This is a genomic window from Mesorhizobium sp. WSM2561, assembly GCF_000513915.1.
GTDB classification, from domain to species: Bacteria; Pseudomonadota; Alphaproteobacteria; order Rhizobiales; family Rhizobiaceae; genus Mesorhizobium; species Mesorhizobium muleiense.
Genome location: NZ_AZUX01000028.1, coordinates 43,283 through 64,942, shown reverse-complemented (window position 1 = coordinate 64,942; position 21,660 = coordinate 43,283). Strand labels below are relative to the sequence as shown.

Here is a 21,660-nt window from a genome sequence, read left to right as displayed (position 1 = left end):
GTTCTCTGCAAGCTACAGGGGTGCCAAATCGCCGCCGATCGGATATCCTTAGCTTTCTGACGCTCGAAGGCACTCACATGCACGTCACTTCGCTTCTGATCTTCGCCGCCGCCCTTTTCGTCGCCGCGGGCTCGCCCGGCCCCTCGATTGCTGCCCTGGTGGCGCGGGTCATCGCAAAGGGCTTTCGCGACGTGTTTCCGTTCCTGCTCGCCATGTGGATCGGCGAGGCCATCTGGCTGTCGCTGGCGGTGTTCGGGCTGGCGGTGGTGGCGCAGACCTTCCATCTCGCCTTCGTCGTGCTGAAATGGGTCGGCGTCGCATATCTCGCCTACCTCGCCTGGAAGATGTGGACGGCCCCGGTCGAGGCGCGCGAGGGCGAGATGCCGCGCGAGGAGTCGGCCGTCAAACTGTTCTTTGCCGGCATGGCGGGGACGCTCGGCAATCCCAAGATCATGATGTTCTACCTGGCGCTGCTGCCGACCATCATCGATCTCGCCTCGGTGACGGTCGTCGGCTGGATCGAGCTGACGCTGACCATGGCCGTGGTTCTGGTCGCCATCGATCTGGCCTGGGTGCTGGCGGCAGCACAGGCGCGAAAACTCTTGAAGAGCAAGCGCGCGATGAAGATCGCCAACCGCGTCAGCGCCACGACCATGGCCGGTGCCGCGGCGGCGATCGCGGCTCGATCCTGAACCGGTGCGTCAGCCCATTTCTATGATCGGCGCGATCTCGACGCTGAAACCCGGGTCCTTCAGAATAGGACAATCCTTGGCCTTGGCGACGGCATCGTCGATGTCTTTCGCTTCGATGATTGTGTAACCGGCGGTCGGATTGCTGCCGCCATTGTTCTCGACCTTGCCGCCGGGCAGCACGGTCTTCGACATGCCGACCGGATTGCCACCGTCGACCACGGCCGAGCCAAGCTTGCCGTACCATCCGTTCCAGGCATCCATCGCTGCTTGCCGTTCGGCCTCGTCGGTCGGCATCTTGCCGGAGCCGTGATAGACATAGAGAAATTTCGCCATGTTCTCCTCCGTTGATCTTCCGTTGATCGGCGGGCGTCGAACCGACATGCGGTCACGCCGCAGGGGCAATCATCGGACCAAACCGGCAAAGACGCAACGAGAATGCGAATCACTAATGTGAGGTCCTGTTGGCTCGCAACCGCCATGCTCTCACCGCGCCATCGCTTGGTATGTCGGTGAAGGCACGCAGCTTCGTCTCATCGAAAGCGTAGGCCAAAAGCACGTTGGGAACGAGACCGAGCTTCTCCTCGCATTTGGCGAAATAGGCTTTCGTCGCTTCGCTCAGTTCCGCAGGCGCGAGGTCAAGTGCGATGATTTTGTCTTCTATGGCGGATTTTCTCCTCATTTCGGTGACCCACCGGCGAATCCCGACATTTCGTCGCAAGCGGTCAAACCTTTGTCGCCAAATATCGGTCATCTGCTACCATAGTCGCAAAACATATGAGGGAGGGATTTAGCGACATGGCCGGCCTGAAATCTGCAAGCCAGTTGAAAAAGATAAGCACGGCCAAGGGCGGCGAGAAACCCGGCAGGCTTGCCGATTACCTGCTGGCCCGTGCGCCGGCCGAAGATGTCGCCGCCTATGAGGTCACCGCCCTCGAACGCGCAGCCGATCTCGCCGGACGCGCCGTCGCCAGGCACAAGAAGGGCGATTGCGTCGTCGCAATAGAGGTTGATTCCGGTGTCGTGCGCCAGGGCAGGCCGATGACGGTGATCACTGTCGTCAACGACAACATGCCGTTCCTGTTCGATTCCATACTCGGCGAGATCACCGAGAGCGCCGGCGAACCGCTGCTGGTTACCCACCCGGTCATCGTCGTCAGGCACGGCAAGAGCGGCGTCGACGAAATCCTCGGCGATGGCGGCTTTGCCAAGGGCGATCACAGTCATGAGCGGCTGAGCGTCATCCACGTCCATATCGCCCGTCTTTCGGCCGATCAGGCCGACGCATTGGCCGAGCGGCTGAAGAAAATATTAGGCCAGGTGCGCGCCGCTGTCACCGACTGGAAGCCGATGCTGGCCCGCCTCGACCAGGCGATCTCGGAGTTCCGTTACGCCCCGGTGCCGCTCGACAAGGCGCACGTCACTGAGGCGATCGCCTTCCTCGAATGGCTGCGCGACGACAATTTCACCTTCCTCGGCATGCGTGAGTTCAAATATACCGGCGGCGAGAAGAGCGGCACCCTGGAGCGCACCGAAAAGCCCGGCCTCGGCATCCTCTCCGATCCCGACGTGCTGGTGCTGCGGCGCGGCACCGAAGCGGTGACGACGACGCCGGAAATCCGCGCCTTCCTGCACGGGCCGGAACCGCTGATCGTCACCAAGGCCAACGCCAAATCGTCGGTGCACCGCCGCATCTATCTCGATTATATCGGCGTCAAGACCTACACCGCCAAGGGCGTGCTCGCCGGCGAGTTGCGCATCGTCGGCCTGTTCACCTCGACCGCCTACACGCGCTCGGTGATGAAGATCCCCTATCTCAGGTCGAAAGCCGAAACCATCATCGCCAAATCCGGTTTCAACCCTGAAGACCACTCCGGCAAGGCACTGATCAATGTGCTGGAGAGCTATCCGCGCGACGAGCTGTTCCAGGTTCCGGTGCCGATCCTGCGCAAGCACGCCGAAGCCATTCTGGGGCTGATCGAGCGGCCGCGCGTCAGAGCGCTGGTGCGCGCCGATCAGTTCGACCGCTTCGTCTCGATCCTCGTCTTCGTGCCGCGCGACCGCTACGACAGCGTCGTGCGCGAGAAGATCGGCACCTATCTGAGGACGGTGTTCCAGGGCCGGCTTTCGGCCTACTACCCGGCCTTTCCGGAAGGCGGACTGGCGCGCGTCCATTTCATCATCGGCCGTTCCGGCGGCAAGACGCCGAAGGTCGACCAGGCGACGATCGAGGCAGCGATCCGCGCCATCGTGCGGACTTGGGACGACATTCTGCGCGAGACCGCGGCCGAGACCGGCGCCGATGCGGCGCTCACGGCGATCGCGTCGCGCTTCTCGGGAAGCTATCGCGACAGCTTCTCGCCGGCGGAGGCGTTGGCCGATGCCGGTCGCATGGCCAGGATCAGCGCGGCCAATCCGATCGCCATCGACTACTATCGTCATGCCAACCAGGAACCGCATCAGGCGGCGCTGAAGATCTATCACCATGGCAGCCCGGTGGCGCTGTCGCGGCGGGTGCCGGTGCTGGAGAACATCGGTTTCCGCGTGATCAGCGAGCGCACCTTCGAAGTCGGGGACGAGGCTTCCGGCATGATCAATAGTGATCAGCCGGGCATGGTCTTCATCCACGACATGGAGCTCGAAAACAGCTACGGCAAGCCGATCGACCTTGGCGACCGCGGCGCGCTGTTCGAGGACGCGTTCCTTTCCGTCTGGCGTGGCGACATCGACAATGACGGCTATAATGGCCTTGCCCAGACCGCAGGCCTGTGGTCGAGCGAGGTTTCCATCCTGCGCGCCTATGGCCGCTATCTGCAGCAGGCCGGCATCCCGCAAAGCCAGGATTTCATTGCCGCAGCGCTCAACCGCTATCCGGAGATCGCGCGTGGCCTGCATGAGCTGTTCGTCGCCCGCCTCGGACCGACGGCGGAGATGGAAGGGGCGGTCGCGGCCAGGCACCTCAAGGCCAAGATCAGGGATGCGCTGGAAGAGGTTCCCAACATCGACGACGACACCATCATCCGTCGCTACCTCAACCTGATCGAAGCCTCGCTGCGCACCAATCATTTCGTTGCCGATCTGAAGGAGAAGGGCCAGTCGCTGGCGATCAAGCTCGACTCGCAAGCGGTCGATGGCCTGCCGGCGCCGCGGCCGTGGCGGGAGATCTTCGTCTACGGCTCCGAAGTCGAGGGCGTGCATCTGCGCTTCGGCCCGGTCGCCCGCGGCGGCCTGCGCTGGTCGGACCGCGCCCAGGACTACCGCACCGAGGTGCTCGGCCTGGTCAAGGCGCAGCAGGTCAAGAATGCTGTGATTGTGCCGGTTGGCGCCAAGGGCGGTTTCTATCCGAAGAAGCTGCCGATGGGCGCCGGCCGCGACGCCATCTTCGAAGCCGGCGCGTCCGCCTACAAGAATTACGTCTCCAGCCTGTTGTCGATCACCGACAATATCGGCCTCGACGGCGTCATCCCGCCAGCCGGTGTGATCAGGCGCGACCAGGACGATCCCTATTTCGTCGTCGCCGCCGACAAGGGGACGGCGACCTTCTCCGACACCGCCAATGCCATCAGCGAGAAGCATGGCTTCTGGCTCGACGACGCCTTCGCCAGCGGCGGCTCGGCCGGTTACGACCACAAGAAGATGGGCATCACCGCCAAGGGCGCCTGGGAAGCGGTCAAGCGGCATTTCCGCGAGATGAACCGCGATATCCAGACCACACCCTTCACCGTCGTCGGCGTCGGCGACATGTCGGGCGACGTGTTCGGCAACGGCATGCTTTTGTCCGAGCAGACCCGGCTGATCGCCGCCTTCGACCATCGCGACATCTTCATCGATCCCGCTCCCGACATGGCGGCTTCGATGGCCGAGCGCCGGCGCATGTTCGCCCTCGCCCGTTCGAGCTGGCAGGACTACGACAAGACAAAACTGTCCGAAGGCGGCATCATCGTCTCGCGCAGCCAGAAATCGATCACGCTGCCGCCGGCCGCTGCCGCGGCGATCGGCCTCGGCAAGACGACCGCCTCGCCGGTCGAGATCATGAGCGCCATCCTCAAGGCGCCGGTCGACCTTTTGTGGTTCGGCGGCATCGGCACCTATCTCAGGGCATCGACGGAAACCAACCAGGACGCCGGCGATCGCGCCAACGATGCCATTCGGGTGACTGCGCTCGAAGTGCGCGCCAAGGTCATCGGCGAGGGCGCCAATCTTGGCGCGACGCAGCGGGCCCGCATCGAGTTCGGGCTGAATGGCGGGCGCTGCAATTCCGACGCCATCGACAATTCGGGCGGCGTCAACTGCTCCGACGTCGAGGTCAACATCAAGATCGCGCTGGCTTCCGCCATGCGCAAGGGGGCGCTGACCCGCCCAGCGCGCAACAAGCTTCTCGCCGAAATGACCGACGAGGTGAGCGCGCTGGTGCTGTCCAACAATTACGAGCAGACGCTGGCGCTGTCCCTTGCCCGCAAGCGCGGCCTTGCCGATGTCGCCCATCAGAGCCGTTTCATGGCAGCGCTCGAGGCGCGCGGCCTGCTCGACCGCCATGTCGAAGCACTGCCGTCGCCGGCAGCCCTTGCCGAGCGCGAGGCGCGCGGCGAGCCGCTGACCAGGGCCGAGCTCGGCGTGCTGCTGGCCTATGCCAAGATCGTGCTGTTTTCCGACATCGTCGCCAGCGACGTGCCGGACGATCTGCATTTCGACCGTGACCTGATGGGCTATTTCCCGGACCGTATGGCGAAGAAATTCGCGGCCGAAATCCATGGCCATCGCCTGCGCCGCGAAATCATCGCCCGTGTCGTCGCCAACGATCTGGTCAATCGCGGCGGCGCGCCCTTCGTCAACAGACTGCAGGAAGCAACCGGCCGCAGCGCGGCCGACGTGGTCCGGACCTTTGCTGTGGTGCGCGACGGCTTTGGCTTGCCGGCGCTCTATCGCCAGATCGACGCGCTCGACAACCAGATCGACGGACAGGTGCAGCTCGACCTGTATCAGGCGGTTAGCCGCCTCACCTATGTCGCCAGCGGCTGGTATCTCAAGAACGATTCCAGCACCGCTCCGCTCGGCCAACGGATCGCCGAATTGCAGAACGCGCGCAAGGCACTGGAGCCGAAGCTCACTTCGCTGCTTCCGGCCTTCTCGCGCGAGCGGATCGAGGAGCGGCGGCATGGTCTGGCCAAGGGCGGCGCGCCCGAACAATTGGCAGAACATCTGGCGCTGACCGATGTGGCCGGCGTCGTGCCTGACATCGCCCTGACGGCCCGAACGGCGAATGCCGACATCATCGCCGCCGCGAAGGCGTTTTTCGCGGTCAGCGATGCCTTCCGCATTCCGCGCGTCGAGGATGCGGCGCGCTCGATCGCGCCGTCCGACTACTACGATCAATTGGCTCTTTCCCGCGCCACCGATACGATCGGCGCAGCCAGGCGCGGCATCGCCGTGGCGGCGCTCACCGGCCATGCCGGGGCGGCGGACCCGGTGGCGGCATGGCTGGAGGCGGGCGGCGAGAGGGTCGGGCGCATCCGCGAGCGGCTGCAGGCGCTGACCGAGGGCGGCGACATCACCGTGTCGCGGCTGTCGGTGGCATCGGGGCTGATCAGCGACCTGACAGCGCTGTGAGAAGTCTTCCACATCGCGCGCGATTGCCGGTAGGAACTGCGCTATAGAGCGAAACGGTTCCCCGCTTCGGGGGTACCGTTCGTGGGAGGGCATATGGCCGAGGTAGCAGTGCAGCGAGCGCCGGAACGCGGCATCTGGGGGTGGATGCTGTTCGACTGGGCAGCGCAGCCGTTCTTCACGGTCATCACCACCTTCATCTTCGGTCCCTACTTCGTCTCGCGCATGGCGAGCGATCCGGAAACGGGCCAGGCGGCATGGGGCTACGGCATCGCCGCGGCGGGTCTGGCCATCGCCGTGCTGTCGCCGATCCTCGGCTCGATCGCCGACCAGACCGGCCCGCGAAAACCGTGGATCGCACTCTTCGCCACGGTCAAGATCACCAGTCTTTGCCTGCTTTGGTTCGCGGCTCCCGGTTCGAACGTTTTCCTGGTCGTGCTGATCTTCTCGCTGGCTTCGGTCGCGGCGGAATTCTCGACCGTGTTCAATGATTCGATGATGCCGCGTCTGGTGCCGAAGAGCGAAATCGGCCGAATCTCGAATATGGCCTGGGGGCTCGGCTACCTCGGCGGCATGATCGCGCTGATCTTTGTCGTCGCCTTCATGGCCAGTTCGCCAGAAACCGGCAAGACGATCGCCGGCCTCGACCCGCTCTTCGGGCTCGATCCGAAGCTCGGCGAGGACGCGCGCGCCACCGGCCCACTGTCGGCGGCATGGTATTTTCTATTCATCCTGCCGATGTTCTTCTTCACGCCCGACGCCGTCAAAGGCCTTCCAATCGGGCCGGCGGTGCGCGAGGGACTGTCGGAACTGAAATCGACGCTGGGCGAAATACGCAAACGCAGCGGCATCTTCCGCTTTCTCGTCGCCCGCATGATCTATCAGGATGGCGTCAACGCGTTGCTTGCGCTGGGCGGTGCCTTTGCGGCGGCGATGTTCCACTGGTCGATCACCGAGATCGGCCTGTTCGGCATCATCCTCAACGTCGTCGCCATCGTCGGCTGCCTGGTTGCCGCACGCCTCGACTTGGCGCTCGGCTCCAAGACCATAGTGATGATTGCGCTTGTCCTGCTCAGCCTCGCCACGATCGGCATCGTCTCCACCGGGCCGGGCTACACGCTGTTCGGTGCCTGGATGCTGCCCGGAGCCGACAACGGCGGATTGTTCGGTACGCCGGCGGAAAAAGCCTACATCTTCTTTGGTCTGCTGATCGGGCTTGGCTTCGGGCCGGTGCAGGCATCGTCGCGCTCCTACATGGCGCGCAGCGTCACCGCGGCCGAATCGGGCCGCTATTTCGGCATCTATGCGCTGGCCGGGAGGGCGACCAGTTTTGCTGCGCCATTCTTGGTGGCCACAATCACCTTGGCCAGCGGCTCGTCGCGGCTAGGCATGGCGGCAATCGTGCTGTTCCTCGGCGTCGGCCTGGCGATCCTGATCCGCACGCCGTATCCGGCAGACCAGCCGGCGGAGTAGAGCTGCTCTTCCCTTCTCCCCTTGTGGGAGAAGGTGGATCGGCGCGTAGCGCCGAGACGGATGAGGGGTGCTGGAAGAAACTCAACGTGAAAACATGACGGATTTGAAGCGCTTACGTCTTTGCCGTAGCATTCCGTCCAACACCCTCATCCGACCGAGCTCGCTCGGCCACCTTCTCCCACAAGGGGAGAAGGCAAGAGGCGCTAATGCCTGAAATGCCTGACCCCGGTAAACACCATGGCGATGCCGTGGGCGTCGGCGGCGGCGATGACATCGTCGTCGCGCACCGAGCCACCCGGCTGGATGACGGCGGTGGCGCCGGCTTCGATCGCCGACAGCAGCCCATCGGCGAACGGGAAAAAGGCATCCGAGGCGACGACAGAATTCTTGGTCGGCGGCTCGGCAAGGCCGGCTGCCTCGGCCGCGTCGAGCGCCTTGCGCGCGGCGATGCGCGAGGAATCGACCCGGCTCATCTGGCCGGCGCCGATGCCGACGGTGGCACCGTCCCTGACATAGACGATGGCGTTCGACTTGACGTGCTTTGCGACGCGGAAAGCGAATTTGAGATCGGCCATTTCGGCCGTTGTCGGCGCGCGCCGGGTCACGACTTTCAGGTCGAGGTCGTCGACCACCGCATTGTCGCGGCCCTGGACGAGCAACCCGCCGGAAACAGATTTCACAGTGGAGCCGGCCGCGCGCGGGTCGGGCAAGCCGCCGGTGACCAGCAAGCGCAGATTCTTCTTGGCGGCGACGATGCCGATTGCTTCCTCCGAGGCGCCCGGCGCGATGATGACTTCGGTGAAGGTTTTGACGATCTCTTCGGCGGCCTCGGCATCGAGGGTGCGGTTCATCGCGACAATGCCGCCAAAGGCCGAGACCGGATCGCAGGCAAGCGCCTTGGCATAGGCCGCCTTCAGTGAAGCGCCCTCGGCGACGCCGCACGGGTTAGCGTGCTTGATGATGGCGACGGTGGCGGAGCGGGCCGGATCGAACTCGCCGGCCAGTTCGAAGGCGGCGTCGGTGTCGTTGATGTTGTTGTAGGAAAGCTGCTTGCCCTGAAGCTGGCGCGCCGTCGCGACGCCCGGCCGCTTGTCGCCATCGACGTAGAAGCCGGCACTTTGGTGCGGGTTCTCGCCGTAGCGCATCACCTGGTCGAGCCTGCCGCCGAAGGCGCGCCAGGTGGGATGCTCGATCTCCAGCGCTTCGGCGAACCAGCCGGAAATCGCCGCATCATAGGTGGCAGTGCGGGCGAAGGCCTTAGCCGCTAGCTTCTTGCGGAAATCCAGCGAGAGCGAGCCGAAATTCATCTCCAGCGCGTTGAGCACCGAGGCATAGTCCTCGGGGTCTGTGACGATGGCGACATAGGCGTGGTTCTTGGCGGCGGCGCGGATCATCGCCGGGCCGCCTATGTCGATGTTCTCGACGATCGAGGCATAAGCCGCGCCGGAGCGGCGGACATCCTCGAAAGGGTAGAGATTGGAGACGACGAGATCGATCGGCTCAATGCCGTGATCGCGCATCGCCGCGGCGTGTTCGGGATCGTCGCGCACGCCAAGCAGCGCGCCGTGCACGGACGGGTGCAGGGTCTTGACGCGGCCGTCCATGATCTCGGGAAAGCCGGTGAGTTCGGAGACGTCGCGTACAGCCAAGCCTGCCTCGGCGATCGCCTTTGCCGTGCCGCCGGTGGAGACCAGCTCGACGCCGGCCGCGGCCAGCGCCCTGGCGAAATCGATGAGCCCGGTCTTGTCGAAAACGGAAAGCAGCGCGCGGCGAACGGGAACGAGGTCGGGCGCGGGAATGTTCTTGGCGGCGACGGCCATGGGCTGGCGGCCTTTCACGGCTGGTTGGGACAGTGTCCGCGCGCCGTAGCACATGAGGCCTGGAAATCAAACTGCGGGACTAACCGCAGTCTCAGCTTTTTGCCGGATGACCGGCGATGGCCGTCCGTGTCAGTTGCCAATGGACTTCGGAAATCTCTGACGCCTTGAAGGCCAGCACGATCTGCCGGCTGCGGCGCGGGCCGCCAAGACCGGCGAAATAAATGGATTCTTCGACCTCGGGCGCCACCTCGGTGCAGGTGAACACCCATGTGTCGGCTTCATCGGCGGTCAGCACCAGACGGTCGTGCTCGTCCTTGAGCAGGCCTATGTCGGGATGGATGTGGAAGCGCACGGTGACGAAATCGCGGCCGTTGTTGCGGATCGCAGCATTGCCCGGCCGCAGAAGGCGATCCCTGCCGGCGAGCACATTGCCGTTCGTCGACAATTTCAGTTCGCGCTCATGCAGCAAGCCGAAGCGCGCGACATAGCCGTCATGGCGAGCCAGAAAACCCTGGATGCCTTGCTGATCACTGCGCTTGCAAGGCACATGCTGCGGGCCGCCGATCAGCGGCGTGCCGAGCAGATCGTTGACGCGCAGCGAGTGGCTGAAACGAGCCGACGAGGTGTCGTTGATGGTGGCTGTCGAATGAGCGGCCGTGGCGCGGGCAAGCGGCCGGAATTCGGCGGCGCCATAGGTGTCCACGCCGGCGTTGACGACATAGTGGCGGCGGCCGGAAGACAGCTCAAAGGAAAGGCATCCGGCGTGCGCCGCGTTGGAAACATCGATGAACGGTGGCGGGCCGGTATCGGCGATCACGGTGACGCCGCCCATGGAGAGGCGCTCGTAGCCCGAATGCGGTGCGTGCAGCAACGGCGCGCCGGCGGTGTCGTCGTGGCGCAGAATGGTGGCGATGCGGTTGTGGATGGTCGCGCCCATGCCGTTGAAGCGGGCGAGGCTGCCGTCCTGGTGGCGAAAGAAACGCAGCGCCGGCAGCATGCGATCGATGGCGCCCATCAGCGCCCCCGGCGGCGTTTCGGCCTGATTGGCATAAGTCTGGCGCAGCGGCAGAAGGTCGGCGAGGATTTCAAGCACGGCCATCGGATTGCGGGAAATATGGCCGCCATCCGGCAGAATCTGACGGTCGAGTTCCTCGGCGAGGTTGCGGGTCGCGCCGCGCAGCGCCGACGCCGGCGCCGGTAGCGACAGAGCGGCAAAGGCAAGCGCGATGCGGGCCCGCAGCCTGTCCTTGCCGTCCGGCATCTCGCGTGCCATCGCCCTGAGATAGCGGATCTGCATGGCCAGCGATTTCAGGAAGGCCCGGTAGAAGGGAAATTCAGCACCCTGCAGCACCACCGAGGAATGCTGCAGCCAGGCAATGACGCGCTTGGCCGTCGTGCCGGGCTCCCAGGCGACACCGGAAATATTGCTGCCATGGATGGTGATCCAGTCGGAGACCAGCGCGCGGGCATTGGCGGCGGCAAGCTCGGTGCCGGCGGCGCGCATATGGCGCAGCCAGCGAAAGCCGTGCAGGGCCTTTTGCCAGCCGGGATTGGCCACGGCAATCTGGAAGGGCGACTTGCCGCCGGTCTCTACCAGATGTCCCGACAGCGGATAGCGGCCATAATAAATCTCGAGCGCGATCTGCCGGTCGGCCAGGCGCAGGTCCGGCGGCGCGATCAACACGCGTTCCGGTGTGCGGCCGGAGTAGCGCCAGCGATGGATCGGCCCGCCACGCAGGCGCCGGCGCGTCTTGCGCCAGAACTCCTTCGCGACAAGCGTCCATAGACGCGTCGTGCTGCCGGCAGCGATCGCCAAAAGCCCTCCTCATAGCGCCCAATCCGAAGACAAGCTTATGTGATTCAAGAACTTATGCGAAGGCGAATTCCACGGAGGCCTTGGAATTCAGCCTGTTTTCCGCAGGATTCTTCCTAAAACAGTCTTCAAACTTTCAGCGTTGGCCGGGTCTGCGCATGCGGGCGGCGAAGAAGCCATCCAGGCCGGACCGTTCCGGTGAGCCGAGCTCCAGATCTGCGGGCGTGGTGCGCAGCGTGCCCTGCGGCGTCAGGAACGGATCGATGCCGGCGATCTCGCCCGGGCGGAGCGGATCGTCGACAATGTCAGCCGTCCCGGCGAGGAAGGCGCGGTGAAGCGCCTCGCCTTCGAGCGGGTCGAGCGAGCAGTTGGAAAAGACGATGCGCCCGCCAGGCTTGACCAGGCTGACGGCGCGGGGGAGCAGGCTGCGCTGCAGATCGGCGAGTTTTTCGATGTCGGCCGCCGTCTTCGTCCAGGGCACGTCGGGATGCCGCCGCACCGTGCCGGTCGAGGAGCAGGGTGCGTCGAGGAGGACGGCGTCGAACAGTTGTTCCGGCTCGTATTTGAGCAGATCGGCCTGGACAACCTCTGCGGACAGACCGAGCCGTTCGAGGTTCTGCGAGAGCCGCGCCAACCGGTTCTTCGAGGAATCGATCGCGGTGACCGTGGCGCCGCCGAGAATGAGCTGAGCGGTCTTGCCGCCGGGGGCGGCGCACAGATCGGCGACGCGCAAACCCCTCACGTCGCCGAAAAGCCGGGCAGGAAGGCTGGCGGCGGCATCCTGGACCCACCAGGCGCCGTCTTCAAAGCCGGGCAGTTCAGTGACCGAGGCGCTGAGTTTCTCCACGCGCACAGTGCCGGTCGGCAGCACGATGCCGCCGAGCCGCTCGGCCCACAGCGCAGGATCGGTCTTGACCGTGAAGTCGACCGGCGCCTCGTATCTGTGGGCGGCGAGGATTTGCCGGGCTTTCTCAGTGCCATAGGCGGCTTTCAGCCGGTCGGAAAACCATTTCGGCGCTTCGTCGGTGGCGGCAAGCGCTGCAGCCAGTTCGGCCTGCTTGGATCGCGCCAGCGTGCGCAGCACGCCATTGACGAGACCGGAGAAGCGCACCGTGCGCGGATCGGACTTGGCGTGGGTCACGGCAAGGTCGACTGCGGCGCTGTCGGGAATATCGAGGAACAGAATCTGCGCCGCCGCTACATGCAGAATATGCGAAAGCGCGGTGGCGTTGGGTGGCAGCGGCTTTTCCAGGCGGCGGGCCAGCAACCCTGATATGGTCATGCGGAAGCGCAGCGCAGTGACCAGTATGGCGCGCACCAGCGCCCGGTCACGCAGGTCGAGCGCCTTGTATTGCGGATGGCCGTTCTCGTGGTCGGTCAGCCCGTCCAGCGGCGTCCTCGCATCGATGACGGCGGCCAGCAATCGTGCCGCGGCCTTGCGCGCGGCCAGGCCGGCAACAGGTTCGCCGGGGCTCGCTGCATTGTTTTCATGATCGCCTGAAATTCGGTGCCGGCGTTTCGCTTCGCTCACGACCACGGACCCTTGGGTCCGGTCGGATTGCGGCCCCAGGGATTGGACTTCGGCCTGGCCGGTTCAGCCGGCTGCTCGGCTTTCTCCCACGGGCCCGATGGCCGCTGTTCGTCTGCCTGCCGCGGCATCGGCGTTTGCGGCCGCGCGGAGGCGGATGCGCCACCGGCCATGTCCTGCGCCATCGCCTGCAGGGCGGCGATGCGGTTGTCGGTGCTCGGGTGGGTCGAAAACAGGCTGTCCATGCGCTCGCCGGAAAGAGGATTGATGATGAAGAGGTGGGCAGTTGCCGGATTGCGCTCGGCATCCGGGTTGCGGATGCGTTCGGCGCCGCGAGCGATCTTGTCAAGGGCCGAGGCAAGCCAGAGCGGCTGTCCACAGATCTCGGCGCCGCGCCGGTCGGCCTCGTATTCGCGGGTGCGGCTGACCGCCATCTGCACGATCATCGCGGCAAAGGGCGCCACGATCATCGCCACCACCACACCGATAATGCCAAGGGAATTGTTGTTGTCGCGATTGCCGCCGAAAAAGAAGGCGAAATTGCCGAGCATCGAGATCGCGCCGGCAAGCGTGGCGACGATCGTCATGGTCAGCGTGTCGCGGTGCTGCACATGGGCGAGCTCGTGCGCCATCACCGCCGCGACTTCCTCATGCGACAGTTGCTGCAACAGCCCGGTGGTGGCGGCGACCGCGGCATTCTCCGGATTGCGGCCGGTGGCGAAAGCGTTGGGCTGCGGGTTGTCGATCAGATAGGTTTTCGGCATCGGCAGGCCGGCCTGTTTGGCGAGGCTCTGCACGATGGCGTAATATTCCGGGGCGTTCCTTTCGTCGACCTCGACGGCGCGGTTCATCGACAGCACCATCTTATCGGCGTTCCAATAGCTGAACAGGTTCATAGCGGCGGCAATCAGCAAGGCGATCACCATGCCGCCCGATCCGCCGATCAGATAGCCGACGCCCATGAACAGCGCGGTCATCGCTGCCAAAAGCATGGCGGTGCGAAGTGTGTTCATTGTCTGCTCCGTTTCTGCCGGCCTTCCGGAAAAAGGGTCGATCCTTGTCGGCTCATCGCTATATGATGGGAAACGTGTGGCCCTGTTTCAATCCGCCGGGAATATCGCATGATCGACGAAACCAATAAAACAGGCGAAACCAGCAAAGCAGACGCCGGCCCCGGTCACGACGCGCCGCAAAGGACGCTGACACCGGCAGCCCGCCGCGCTTTGGCGGAAGCGGAAGCACGGCGCGAACACTATCGCCAGCAGGAAGCCGCGATGCCCCGGGAGATCGGCGGCCGTGGCGGCAGGGAACCCGGCCGCTATGGCGATTGGGAGGTCAAGGGCCTAACCAGCGATTTCTAGGGCACCCTAGGCCGCAGCCCGCTCCGCTGCGACGACAATCCAGCCGCGGTCGTCGACGGTGACGCCGATCCCGTCATAACCGGCGATCGCAGCATGCGGCGTTTGCAACGGATGCTGGTGCGTGGCGCTGATCACAACGACGGCGGCTCCTGCGGCCTCGGCCGCTGCTATTCCGGCGGGCGCATCTTCGAAAACGAGGCAGTCGCGCGCGTCGACGCCCAGCCGCTCGGCCGCCAGCCGGAAGCAATCCGGCGCCGGCTTGCCGCGGGAAACGTCCTCGGCCGCGACAATGGTGGTGGGAAGCGGGATGCCGGCGGCGGCGATGCGCAGCAGAGCCAGCTCGCGCGGCGCCGAAGTGACGATTGCCCAGCGCTCGGGTGGCAGCGACGCCAGAAACGCCGCGGCGCCGGCGATCGGAAGGATGCCGTCGATATCGGCCACCTCGGCCTGCAGAAGCGCATCGGCTTCACGCATCGGGTCGACGCCTGGAAGCGCCAGCCGAGCTATGGTCTCGATCGCCCGCACGCCGTGGATCGTTGGCAGGAATGCGGCAACGTCGAGATCTTGCCGGCGTGCCCAATCTGCCCAGACCCTTTCTGCCGCGGCAACCGAATTGACCACCGTGCCGTCCATGTCGAACAGCAAGGCTGCGAATTTTCTGCCTGCGAACATCTGCTATCCCAAGTTGTTTCGGAAGGAACCAAAGCCTGTCGATCGACCGTAACGTCGCACCGGCGGCATGGGAAGGCGCGAGATCGCCTTTTTCGACAGACCAGGGAACCACGGCCGGCCATCTCGCGTTAATGCAATCGTCTTCCGCGACACTCACAAGAGGGGAACCGCAATGCTGATTCGGCTCGGCTACGAAATCGCCATCGACTGTGCTGAATCCACCCCGGTGATTTCGCTGCTCGAGATCCACAAGCAGCGCCAGGCCGACATCAAGCGGCAGACGCGCGTGCTGACCTCGCCTTCCGTCCCAACCAGGCTCTATCACGATCTTTATGGCAACACCTGCCGCCGCTTCACCGCGCCTGGCGGAGGCTTTCGCATTCTTTACGACGCCGTCGTCGAGGACAGCGGCGAGACCGACGAGGTCAACACGCTGGCCAGGGAAGTGCCGGTGGCGGAGTTGCCCGACGAGGTGCTCTGCTATCTGCTCGGCAGTCGCTATTGCGAAACCGATCATCTCAGCGATCTGGCCTGGCAGCTTTTCGGGCCTGTTCCATCCGGCTGGGCCCGGGTGCAGGCGATCGTCGACTATGTCCACAACCGTCTGTCGTTCGGTTACGGCTATGCGCGCCCGACCCGCACGGCGGCGCAGGCGCATGAGGAGCGCGTCGGCGTCTGCCGCGACTTCGCTCATCTGGCGATCACGCTCTGCCGCTGCATGAACATCCCAGCCCGCTACGTGAACGGTTATCTCGGCGACATCGGCGTGCCGGTCGACCCGGCACCGATGGATTTTTCGGCGTGGCTGGAAGTGTTCCTCGAAGGCAAGTGGTACACGTTCGACCCCCGCCACAACATGCCGAGGATCGGCCGCGTCGTCATCGCGCGCGGCCGCGACGCGACCGACGTGCCGCTGCTGCACAGTTTCGGCCCGCACCGGCTCAGCCTGTTCAAGGTCTGGACCTACGAGCAGGAAAGCAATCTGTTCAACCCGCCCCATCGCGGCGTCGACAGGACGGCCAGCGCGCAGATGCTGGCATAGGAGCGCAAGCGCGAACGGCGCGTCCGGCGGTTACGATCATCGGCTGTCCTACGGATCTGGTGCGCCTGATCCGCTTCGGCACAGACCCTCTGTGCCGGATCGGGATCGGGCTTTTGTGCTCCACGGCAGCGGTCGGGAACATGGTAAGCGCTTCGTAAACGAAACTGCCGCAGCGGCTTGTCGTTTACCGTCTATTTACCTTGCCCCATTTCGACACCAAGCAAAAACAATGGCTTGACGATGAGCCGCCGGCTTTTGCTGCGATGACGACGCCGTCCGGCCGGAATCCTGCAATGCGGCCTTCACACGGCTCGAGTCGTGGCGAATGGAGGCGAGCATGCGGCGTTTTGGGGGTCTTGTTCACGCGATCGGCGGCTTTGCCGGAGATCGAAGCGGAAATTTAGCGGTTCTGTTCGGCATGGTCGCGTCGGTGCTGGCGCTTGGCGTCGGCTTTGCCGTCAATGTTTCGCAGCTCTACAACACCAAATCGAGCTTGCAGGGCGTGGTCGATGCGGCGGTGACCTCGACGGCACGCGACCTGACCACCGGCGTCATCAACGAGGCCGACGCCAACAAGTCGGTGCAGGCGTTTCTCGATGCCAACAGGCGAGCGGGCATGCTGCAGGCTGATCGGATCGTCCTCGACAAATTGACCATCGACAAAATCGCCAAGACGGTTCAGGCGGAGATCCATGTCGATCTTGGCCTCTATTTTCCAATCTTCGGCATGGGCGACATGCAGCGCATTGCCGCATCGACGACGGCAGTCTATTCGGACAAGACGATCGAAGTGGCGATGATGCTCGACGTCACAGGTTCAATGGCCGGCCAGAAAATAATCGACCTGAGGACGGCCGCAGCGAACGCGGTCGACAGCTTCCTGGGCGGTCAGGACCCCGCCAACCCCCGAGTGCGAGTCTCCATCGTGCCCTACGCCAATTCGGTGAATGCCGGCGCGCTTGCCGGCAGCAGCGTCTACGTCGAAGCCTCGACCAGCCAGCGCAAGCAGGCGCCCGGCAATGGCGCTATACAGTATGTCTCCGGCTTAACGCGTCCGGACAATTGCGCCACCGAGCGCAAGGGCACCTATCAATATTCGGATGTAGGTCCCGACATCAGCATGATCAATCGCGATTACCTGTTGTCGTTCTTCGCCTGGCCGACCGGCACGGCTGCCTGCCCGGTCGCCGCGTTGAAGCCGCTGACGGCGGACGCCGTGGCGCTCAAGAACGTCATCAAGAACTTTGTCGCATCGGGCGGCACCGCGGGCCACATCGGCGTGCAGTGGACCTGGTACATGCTTTCGGAAAACTGGGGCAGTGTGATGAACGCGTCGCAGCGGCCGGCCAAGGCGGATCCGAAAAAGGTCGCCAAAATCGCGATCCTGATGACCGACGGCGAGTTCAACCTGTCCTATTTCGATGCCAGCACTGTCGGTGAGGTCTACAATGATGCCGGCAAGGAACCGACCCGCACGGCAGCCAAGACGCTCTGTACCGCCATGCGCGACAAGGGCATCGAAATCTTCACCATCGGTTTCGATCTCAACGAGGAGAATGCCCAGGCGACACTGCAGAATTGCGCGAGCCCGGATACCGGCAAGATCAAGCACTTCTATCAGGCCGCGAACGGGACGGAACTCAACCAGGCTTTCCAGGACATAGCGCGCAACATCGAAAGCCTGGCATTGACCAAATAGAGGGCATTGACCAGGCAGGATCCGGACAAGGAAAAGGCCGCCGCTTCTTTCGAAGCCGGCGGCCTTCCGTGTTTCCGTCCATGGCGCGGCTCATGGCAGCGACGTGACTTAAAGTGCTGGAGCGTCCTTTGCGCATCCAAAGGACGCGGCGCTCCAGGCGTCGCCAGCCGCGCATCTCGCGCCTTAACGGGAAGACTGCTTCCCGAAAGTGCAATCCGCTGAGGCCACGTTCTGGAAAACGAAATCACTCGACATCGGATCACCTCCTTTCGATTTGTTGAACACGCCCCCATGATGGGGTGTCGATCTGCAAATGGCAAGGCGCCATCGTGAAAATGCGGTGGGGGCTTGCCGCTAACTGCTTGCGGCTATCCGATCGGACAGGCAATGTCGCTGCCGGACCACCAAGGGCTGAGCAGGAGGAACGGGGATGGAGGCAGCCGAGAGAGCCGCACGGATCGTTCGAACGGTTATCGAGACGTTGAAGCCGGGTTTCGCGGTCAAGCTGTGGAACGGCGAGCGGATCGGCCCCGCCACCGGCCCCGTGGTCACCATCAACGACCAGGACATCGTCTGGCAGGTGATGCGGCGGCCCAACCTCTCGACGCTGATCGAAATGTGGATTTCCAAGACCATCGACGTGGAAGACGGGTCGCTGTTCGATTTCTACGCTCTGCCTGCGCAGGGCAAGCTCAGGGCGAAGCTCAAGTCGTTGCCCAAGCTCGCGGTCCTGCGCGACCTGCCGGCCGTGCTGTTTTCGCGAAAACAGATGACGGCGCGGACCGACCTTTCCGGGCGCAACCCCTTCGTCAGCGGGTCGAACAGGCAGGCAATCCAGCACCACTACGACATTTCGAACGCCTTCTACCGGCTCTTCCTCGACGAACGCATGGTCTATAGCTGCGGCTATTTCACCGATTTCGCCAATGGCATCGACCAGGCGCAGAAGGACAAGCTCGATCATATCTGCCGCAAGCTGCGGCTGAAGCCCGGCGAAAGGCTGCTCGACATCGGCTGCGGCTGGGGAGCCATGCTCATCCATGCAGCGAAAAATTACGGCGTCGTCGGCCATGGCGTCTCGCTGTCGGAAGCCCAGACCCAGCTCGCCCGCGAGCGCATCCGTGCTGAGGGACTGGAGGATCGCATCACCATCGAGATAAAGTCCTATGCCGAGCTGTCCGGCTCCTTCGACAAGATCTCGTCGATCGGCATGTTCGAGCATCTGGGGCTGGCCAACCACGCCGCCTATTTCTCGACCATTCGTCGCCTGCTCAAGCCGGGCGGCATCTATCTGCATCACGCCATCACCCGGCGCGACAAGGGCAGCATCAAGAAGACCTTGCGCAAGGGCCCGGAATTCAAAGCGCTGATCAAATACATCTTTCCCGGCGGCGAACTCGACACGATCGGCATGACGCTCGGCAATCTCGAAGCGCACGGCTTTCTTGTCTACGATGTCGAGAATTTGCGCGAGCACTACGCCCGCACCTGCCGTCTGTGGGCCGAGCGCCTCCACGCACGCTTCGATGAAGCGATCGCCGAGGTCGGCGAAGCCAAGGCGCGCCTCTGGCTGCTTTATCTCACCGGCTGTTCGATCACTTTCGAACGCGCCTCGGCGCAGATTTTCCAGACCGTCGTCACCAAGCGCGCGCGGGGCCCGAGCGGACTGCCGCCGACGCGGGCGGACCTTTATCGGTAGAGCGGGAGCGAGCCGATCTCATCCGATCGGGTTTCCGCCGAACGTCGACCGGATGTTTCTTATGCCCGCTTGTTCTGCCGGTTGGCGATGAGGTCGTCGACGACCGCCGGGTCGGCCAGCGTCGAGGTATCGCCGAGCGCGGCAAAATCGTCCTCGGCGATCTTGCGCAGGATGCGACGCATAATCTTGCCCGAGCGGGTTTTCGGCAGGCCCGGAGCGAACTGAATCTTGTCGGGCGTGGCGATGGCGCCGATGTCCTTGCGGACGTGGGCGACAAGTTCCTTGCGCAACTCCTCGTTCGGCTTCTCGCCAGCCATCAATGTGACGTAGCAGTAGATGCCCTGGCCCTTGATGTCGTGCGGATAGCCGACGACGGCGGCTTCGGAGACTTTCTCGTGCGAAACCAGCGCGGATTCGACCTCGGCCGTGCCCATGCGGTGGCCGGAGACGTTGATGACATCGTCGACGCGGCCGGTGATCCAGTAGTAGCCGTCGGCGTCGCGGCGGCAGCCGTCGCCGGTAAAATACTTGCCCTTGTAAGTCGAAAAATAGGTCTGCACGAAGCGCTCGTGATCGCCATAGACGGTACGCATCTGGCCCGGCCACGAATCGGCGATGCAGAGATTGCCGCTGGCAACGCCTTCCAGCACCTTGCCGTCGCCGTCGACCAGTTGCGGCTTGACGCCGAAGAACGGCTGCGTCGCGGAACCTGCCTTGAGCGGGGTGGCGCCGGGCAGCGGCGTGATCAGGATGCCGCCGGTCTCGGTCTGCCACCAGGTGTCGACAATCGGCACCTTGCCGTTGCCGACGACATCGAAATACCACTCCCAGGCTTCCGGGTTGATCGGCTCGCCGACCGTGCCGAGCACGCGCAGCGATTTGCGCGAGGTTTTGGTGACATGGGCGTCGCCGGCACCCATCAGCGCGCGCAAAGCCGTCGGCGCGGTGTAGAAGATGTTGACCTTGTGCTTGTCGATGACCTCCCAGAAGCGGGATTGCGACGGATAGTTCGGCACGCCTTCGAACATCAGCGTGGTGGCGCCGTTGGCGAGCGGCCCGTAGACGATATAGCTGTGGCCGGTGACCCAGCCGACATCGGCGGTGCACCAGTAGATGTCGCCGTCGTGGTAGTCGAAGACATATTGGTGGGTCATCGAGACGTAGACGAGATAGCCGGCCGTGGTGTGCAGAACGCCCTTCGGCTTGCCGGTCGAGCCCGATGTATAGAGGATGAACAGTGGGTCCTCGGCCTTCATCTTCTCCGGCTTGCATTCCGCCTTAACCGTCGCGATCTCGTCATGGTACCAGACGTCGCGTCCGGCCACCCAGCCGGTCTTGCCGCCGGTGCGGCGCACGACGACGACCTTTTCGACTTTCGTTCCGGCCTTGGCGGCGATCTCGATCGCCTTGTCGGTGTTGTCCTTCAACGGGATCGGCTTGCCGCCGCGCAGGCCCTCGTCGGCGGTGATGACGAAGCTTGATTTGCAGTCGTCGATGCGGCCCGCCAGCGCGTCCGGTGAGAAGCCGCCGAAGACCACCGAATGGATGGCGCCGATGCGCGTGCAGGCAAGCATCGCATAGGCGGCTTCCGGGATCATCGGCATGTAGATGGTGACGCGGTCGCCTTTCCTGACGCCGTGCTTCTTCATCACATTGGCGAGCCGGCAGACATGCGCGTGGAGCTCGTTATAGGTGATCTTCCTGTCGTCGTAGGGATTGTCGCCTTCCCAGATGATGGCGGTCTGGTCTCCGCGCTTCTTCAGATGCCGGTCGATGCAGTTCCAGGAAACATTGGTCTCGCCGTCCTCGAACCATTTGATCGAGACCTTGCCGCCGAAGGAGGTGTTCTTGACCTTGCTGTAGGGCTTGAACCAGTCGATGCGCTTGCCGTGCTTGCCCCAGAACTTGTCCGGGTTCTTCACGCTGTCGGCGTACCATTTCAAATAAGTGTCATTGTCGATCAGCGCATTCTTCTTCCACGCCGGCTGGACGCGATGGACATGAACCTCGGACATATCTTTGCTTTCCTCCCGAAACCAGGCCGCCCGGCTTGACCGCCGGCGGCATCGCGGCGAAGCGGCCGCGAATTCGCGCGCATTATTAACAGTTCCGCGGTGACGGCAACATTAGACGTTGGATTCGCGCGGCGGGATGCCGCAGAGGTCGTTTTCGCCGCTATCAGCACTCGACCACGATCGCTGCTAACTGCATGTTTTTGTGTCGTAAATCCGGCCTTTAACTACGAAATATCAATAGACGA

The 21,660-nt window shown here is 63.8% G+C and carries 14 protein-coding genes and 1 pseudogene; 7 read left to right on the top strand and 8 right to left on the bottom strand.

The annotated features are described in order from the left end of the window. The first annotated feature begins 77 nt into the window (after positions 1–77). Positions 78–692 (top strand): LysE family translocator, encoded by a 615-nt coding sequence (locus tag M727_RS0122775; RefSeq protein WP_027154592.1) that lies wholly within the window; start codon positions 78–80, stop codon positions 690–692. Between the two features lie 9 nt (positions 693–701). On the opposite strand, the gene M727_RS0122770 is transcribed toward M727_RS0122775, so the two are convergent. Both M727_RS0122770 and M727_RS0122765 read right to left on the bottom strand, forming a co-directional pair. Further along, on the bottom strand, positions 702–1,025 hold the full coding sequence (locus M727_RS0122770; protein WP_027154591.1) for a YciI family protein: 324 nt from the start codon (positions 1,023–1,025) through the stop codon (positions 702–704). Positions 1,026–1,111: 86 nt separating this feature from the next. After that, positions 1,112–1,353 (bottom strand): annotated as a pseudogene (locus M727_RS0122765) (alkylhydroperoxidase); the annotation flags it as partial. 134 nt (positions 1,354–1,487) lie between these two features. On the opposite strand from M727_RS0122765, the gene M727_RS0122760 reads away from it, so the two are divergent. Then, entirely contained in the window at positions 1,488–6,296 is a 4,809-nt protein-coding gene (locus tag M727_RS0122760) for an NAD-glutamate dehydrogenase (protein ID WP_027154589.1), read from the top strand. A 93-nt stretch (positions 6,297–6,389) separates the two neighbouring features. Then, positions 6,390–7,766 carry an MFS transporter gene (locus M727_RS0122755; RefSeq protein ID WP_027154588.1) on the top strand — a complete coding sequence of 459 codons (1,377 nt, stop codon included), beginning with the start codon at positions 6,390–6,392 and terminating at the stop codon, positions 7,764–7,766. A gap of 203 nt (positions 7,767–7,969) precedes the next feature. Here the strand turns inward: M727_RS0122755 and purH are convergent, their stop codons facing one another. The 4 genes from purH to htpX all read right to left on the bottom strand — a co-directional run bounded on the left by purH (position 7,970) and on the right by htpX (position 13,940). Beyond that, positions 7,970–9,586 (bottom strand): bifunctional phosphoribosylaminoimidazolecarboxamide formyltransferase/IMP cyclohydrolase, encoded by a 1,617-nt coding sequence (gene purH / locus M727_RS0122750; RefSeq protein ID WP_027154587.1) that lies wholly within the window; start codon positions 9,584–9,586, stop codon positions 7,970–7,972. Between the two features lie 91 nt (positions 9,587–9,677). Next, entirely contained in the window at positions 9,678–11,402 is a 1,725-nt protein-coding gene (locus tag M727_RS0122745) for a heparinase II/III family protein (RefSeq protein WP_027154586.1), read from the bottom strand. Positions 11,403–11,535: 133 nt separating this feature from the next. Then, positions 11,536–12,936, bottom strand: coding sequence for an RsmB/NOP family class I SAM-dependent RNA methyltransferase (locus M727_RS0122740; protein WP_027154585.1), 1,401 nt, complete (start codon positions 12,934–12,936; stop codon positions 11,536–11,538). Further along, a complete protein-coding gene (gene htpX / locus M727_RS0122735; protein WP_027154584.1) occupies positions 12,927–13,940 on the bottom strand; it encodes a zinc metalloprotease HtpX in 1,014 nt (337 codons plus the stop codon). Before htpX ends, M727_RS0122740 begins: the two co-directional genes overlap by 10 nt. 108 nt (positions 13,941–14,048) lie before the next feature. Between htpX and M727_RS0122730 the strand changes: the two genes are divergently transcribed. Then, positions 14,049–14,288 (top strand): DUF1674 domain-containing protein, encoded by a 240-nt coding sequence (locus tag M727_RS0122730; protein WP_027154583.1) that lies wholly within the window; start codon positions 14,049–14,051, stop codon positions 14,286–14,288. 6 nt (positions 14,289–14,294) lie between these two features. On the opposite strand, the gene M727_RS0122725 is transcribed toward M727_RS0122730, so the two are convergent. After that, a complete protein-coding gene (locus tag M727_RS0122725; protein ID WP_027154582.1) occupies positions 14,295–14,960 on the bottom strand; it encodes an HAD-IA family hydrolase in 666 nt (221 codons plus the stop codon). A gap of 172 nt (positions 14,961–15,132) precedes the next feature. Between M727_RS0122725 and M727_RS0122720 the strand changes: the two genes are divergently transcribed. The 3 genes from M727_RS0122720 to M727_RS0122710 all read left to right on the top strand — a co-directional run bounded on the left by M727_RS0122720 (position 15,133) and on the right by M727_RS0122710 (position 19,400). After that, entirely contained in the window at positions 15,133–16,002 is an 870-nt protein-coding gene (locus M727_RS0122720; RefSeq protein WP_027154581.1) for a transglutaminase family protein, read from the top strand. Positions 16,003–16,339: 337 nt separating this feature from the next. Then, positions 16,340–17,701 carry a pilus assembly protein gene (locus M727_RS0122715; protein ID WP_027154580.1) on the top strand — a complete coding sequence of 454 codons (1,362 nt, stop codon included), beginning with the start codon at positions 16,340–16,342 and terminating at the stop codon, positions 17,699–17,701. Between the two features lie 430 nt (positions 17,702–18,131). After that, a complete protein-coding gene (locus M727_RS0122710; RefSeq protein WP_023800100.1) occupies positions 18,132–19,400 on the top strand; it encodes a cyclopropane-fatty-acyl-phospholipid synthase family protein in 1,269 nt (422 codons plus the stop codon). A gap of 59 nt (positions 19,401–19,459) precedes the next feature. On the opposite strand, the gene acs is transcribed toward M727_RS0122710, so the two are convergent. Next, the gene (gene acs / locus M727_RS0122705; RefSeq protein WP_027154579.1) at positions 19,460–21,415 is read right to left on the bottom strand and encodes an acetate--CoA ligase; all 1,956 of its coding nucleotides are present in this window, start codon (positions 21,413–21,415) and stop codon (positions 19,460–19,462) included. Positions 21,416–21,660 lie beyond the last annotated feature (245 nt).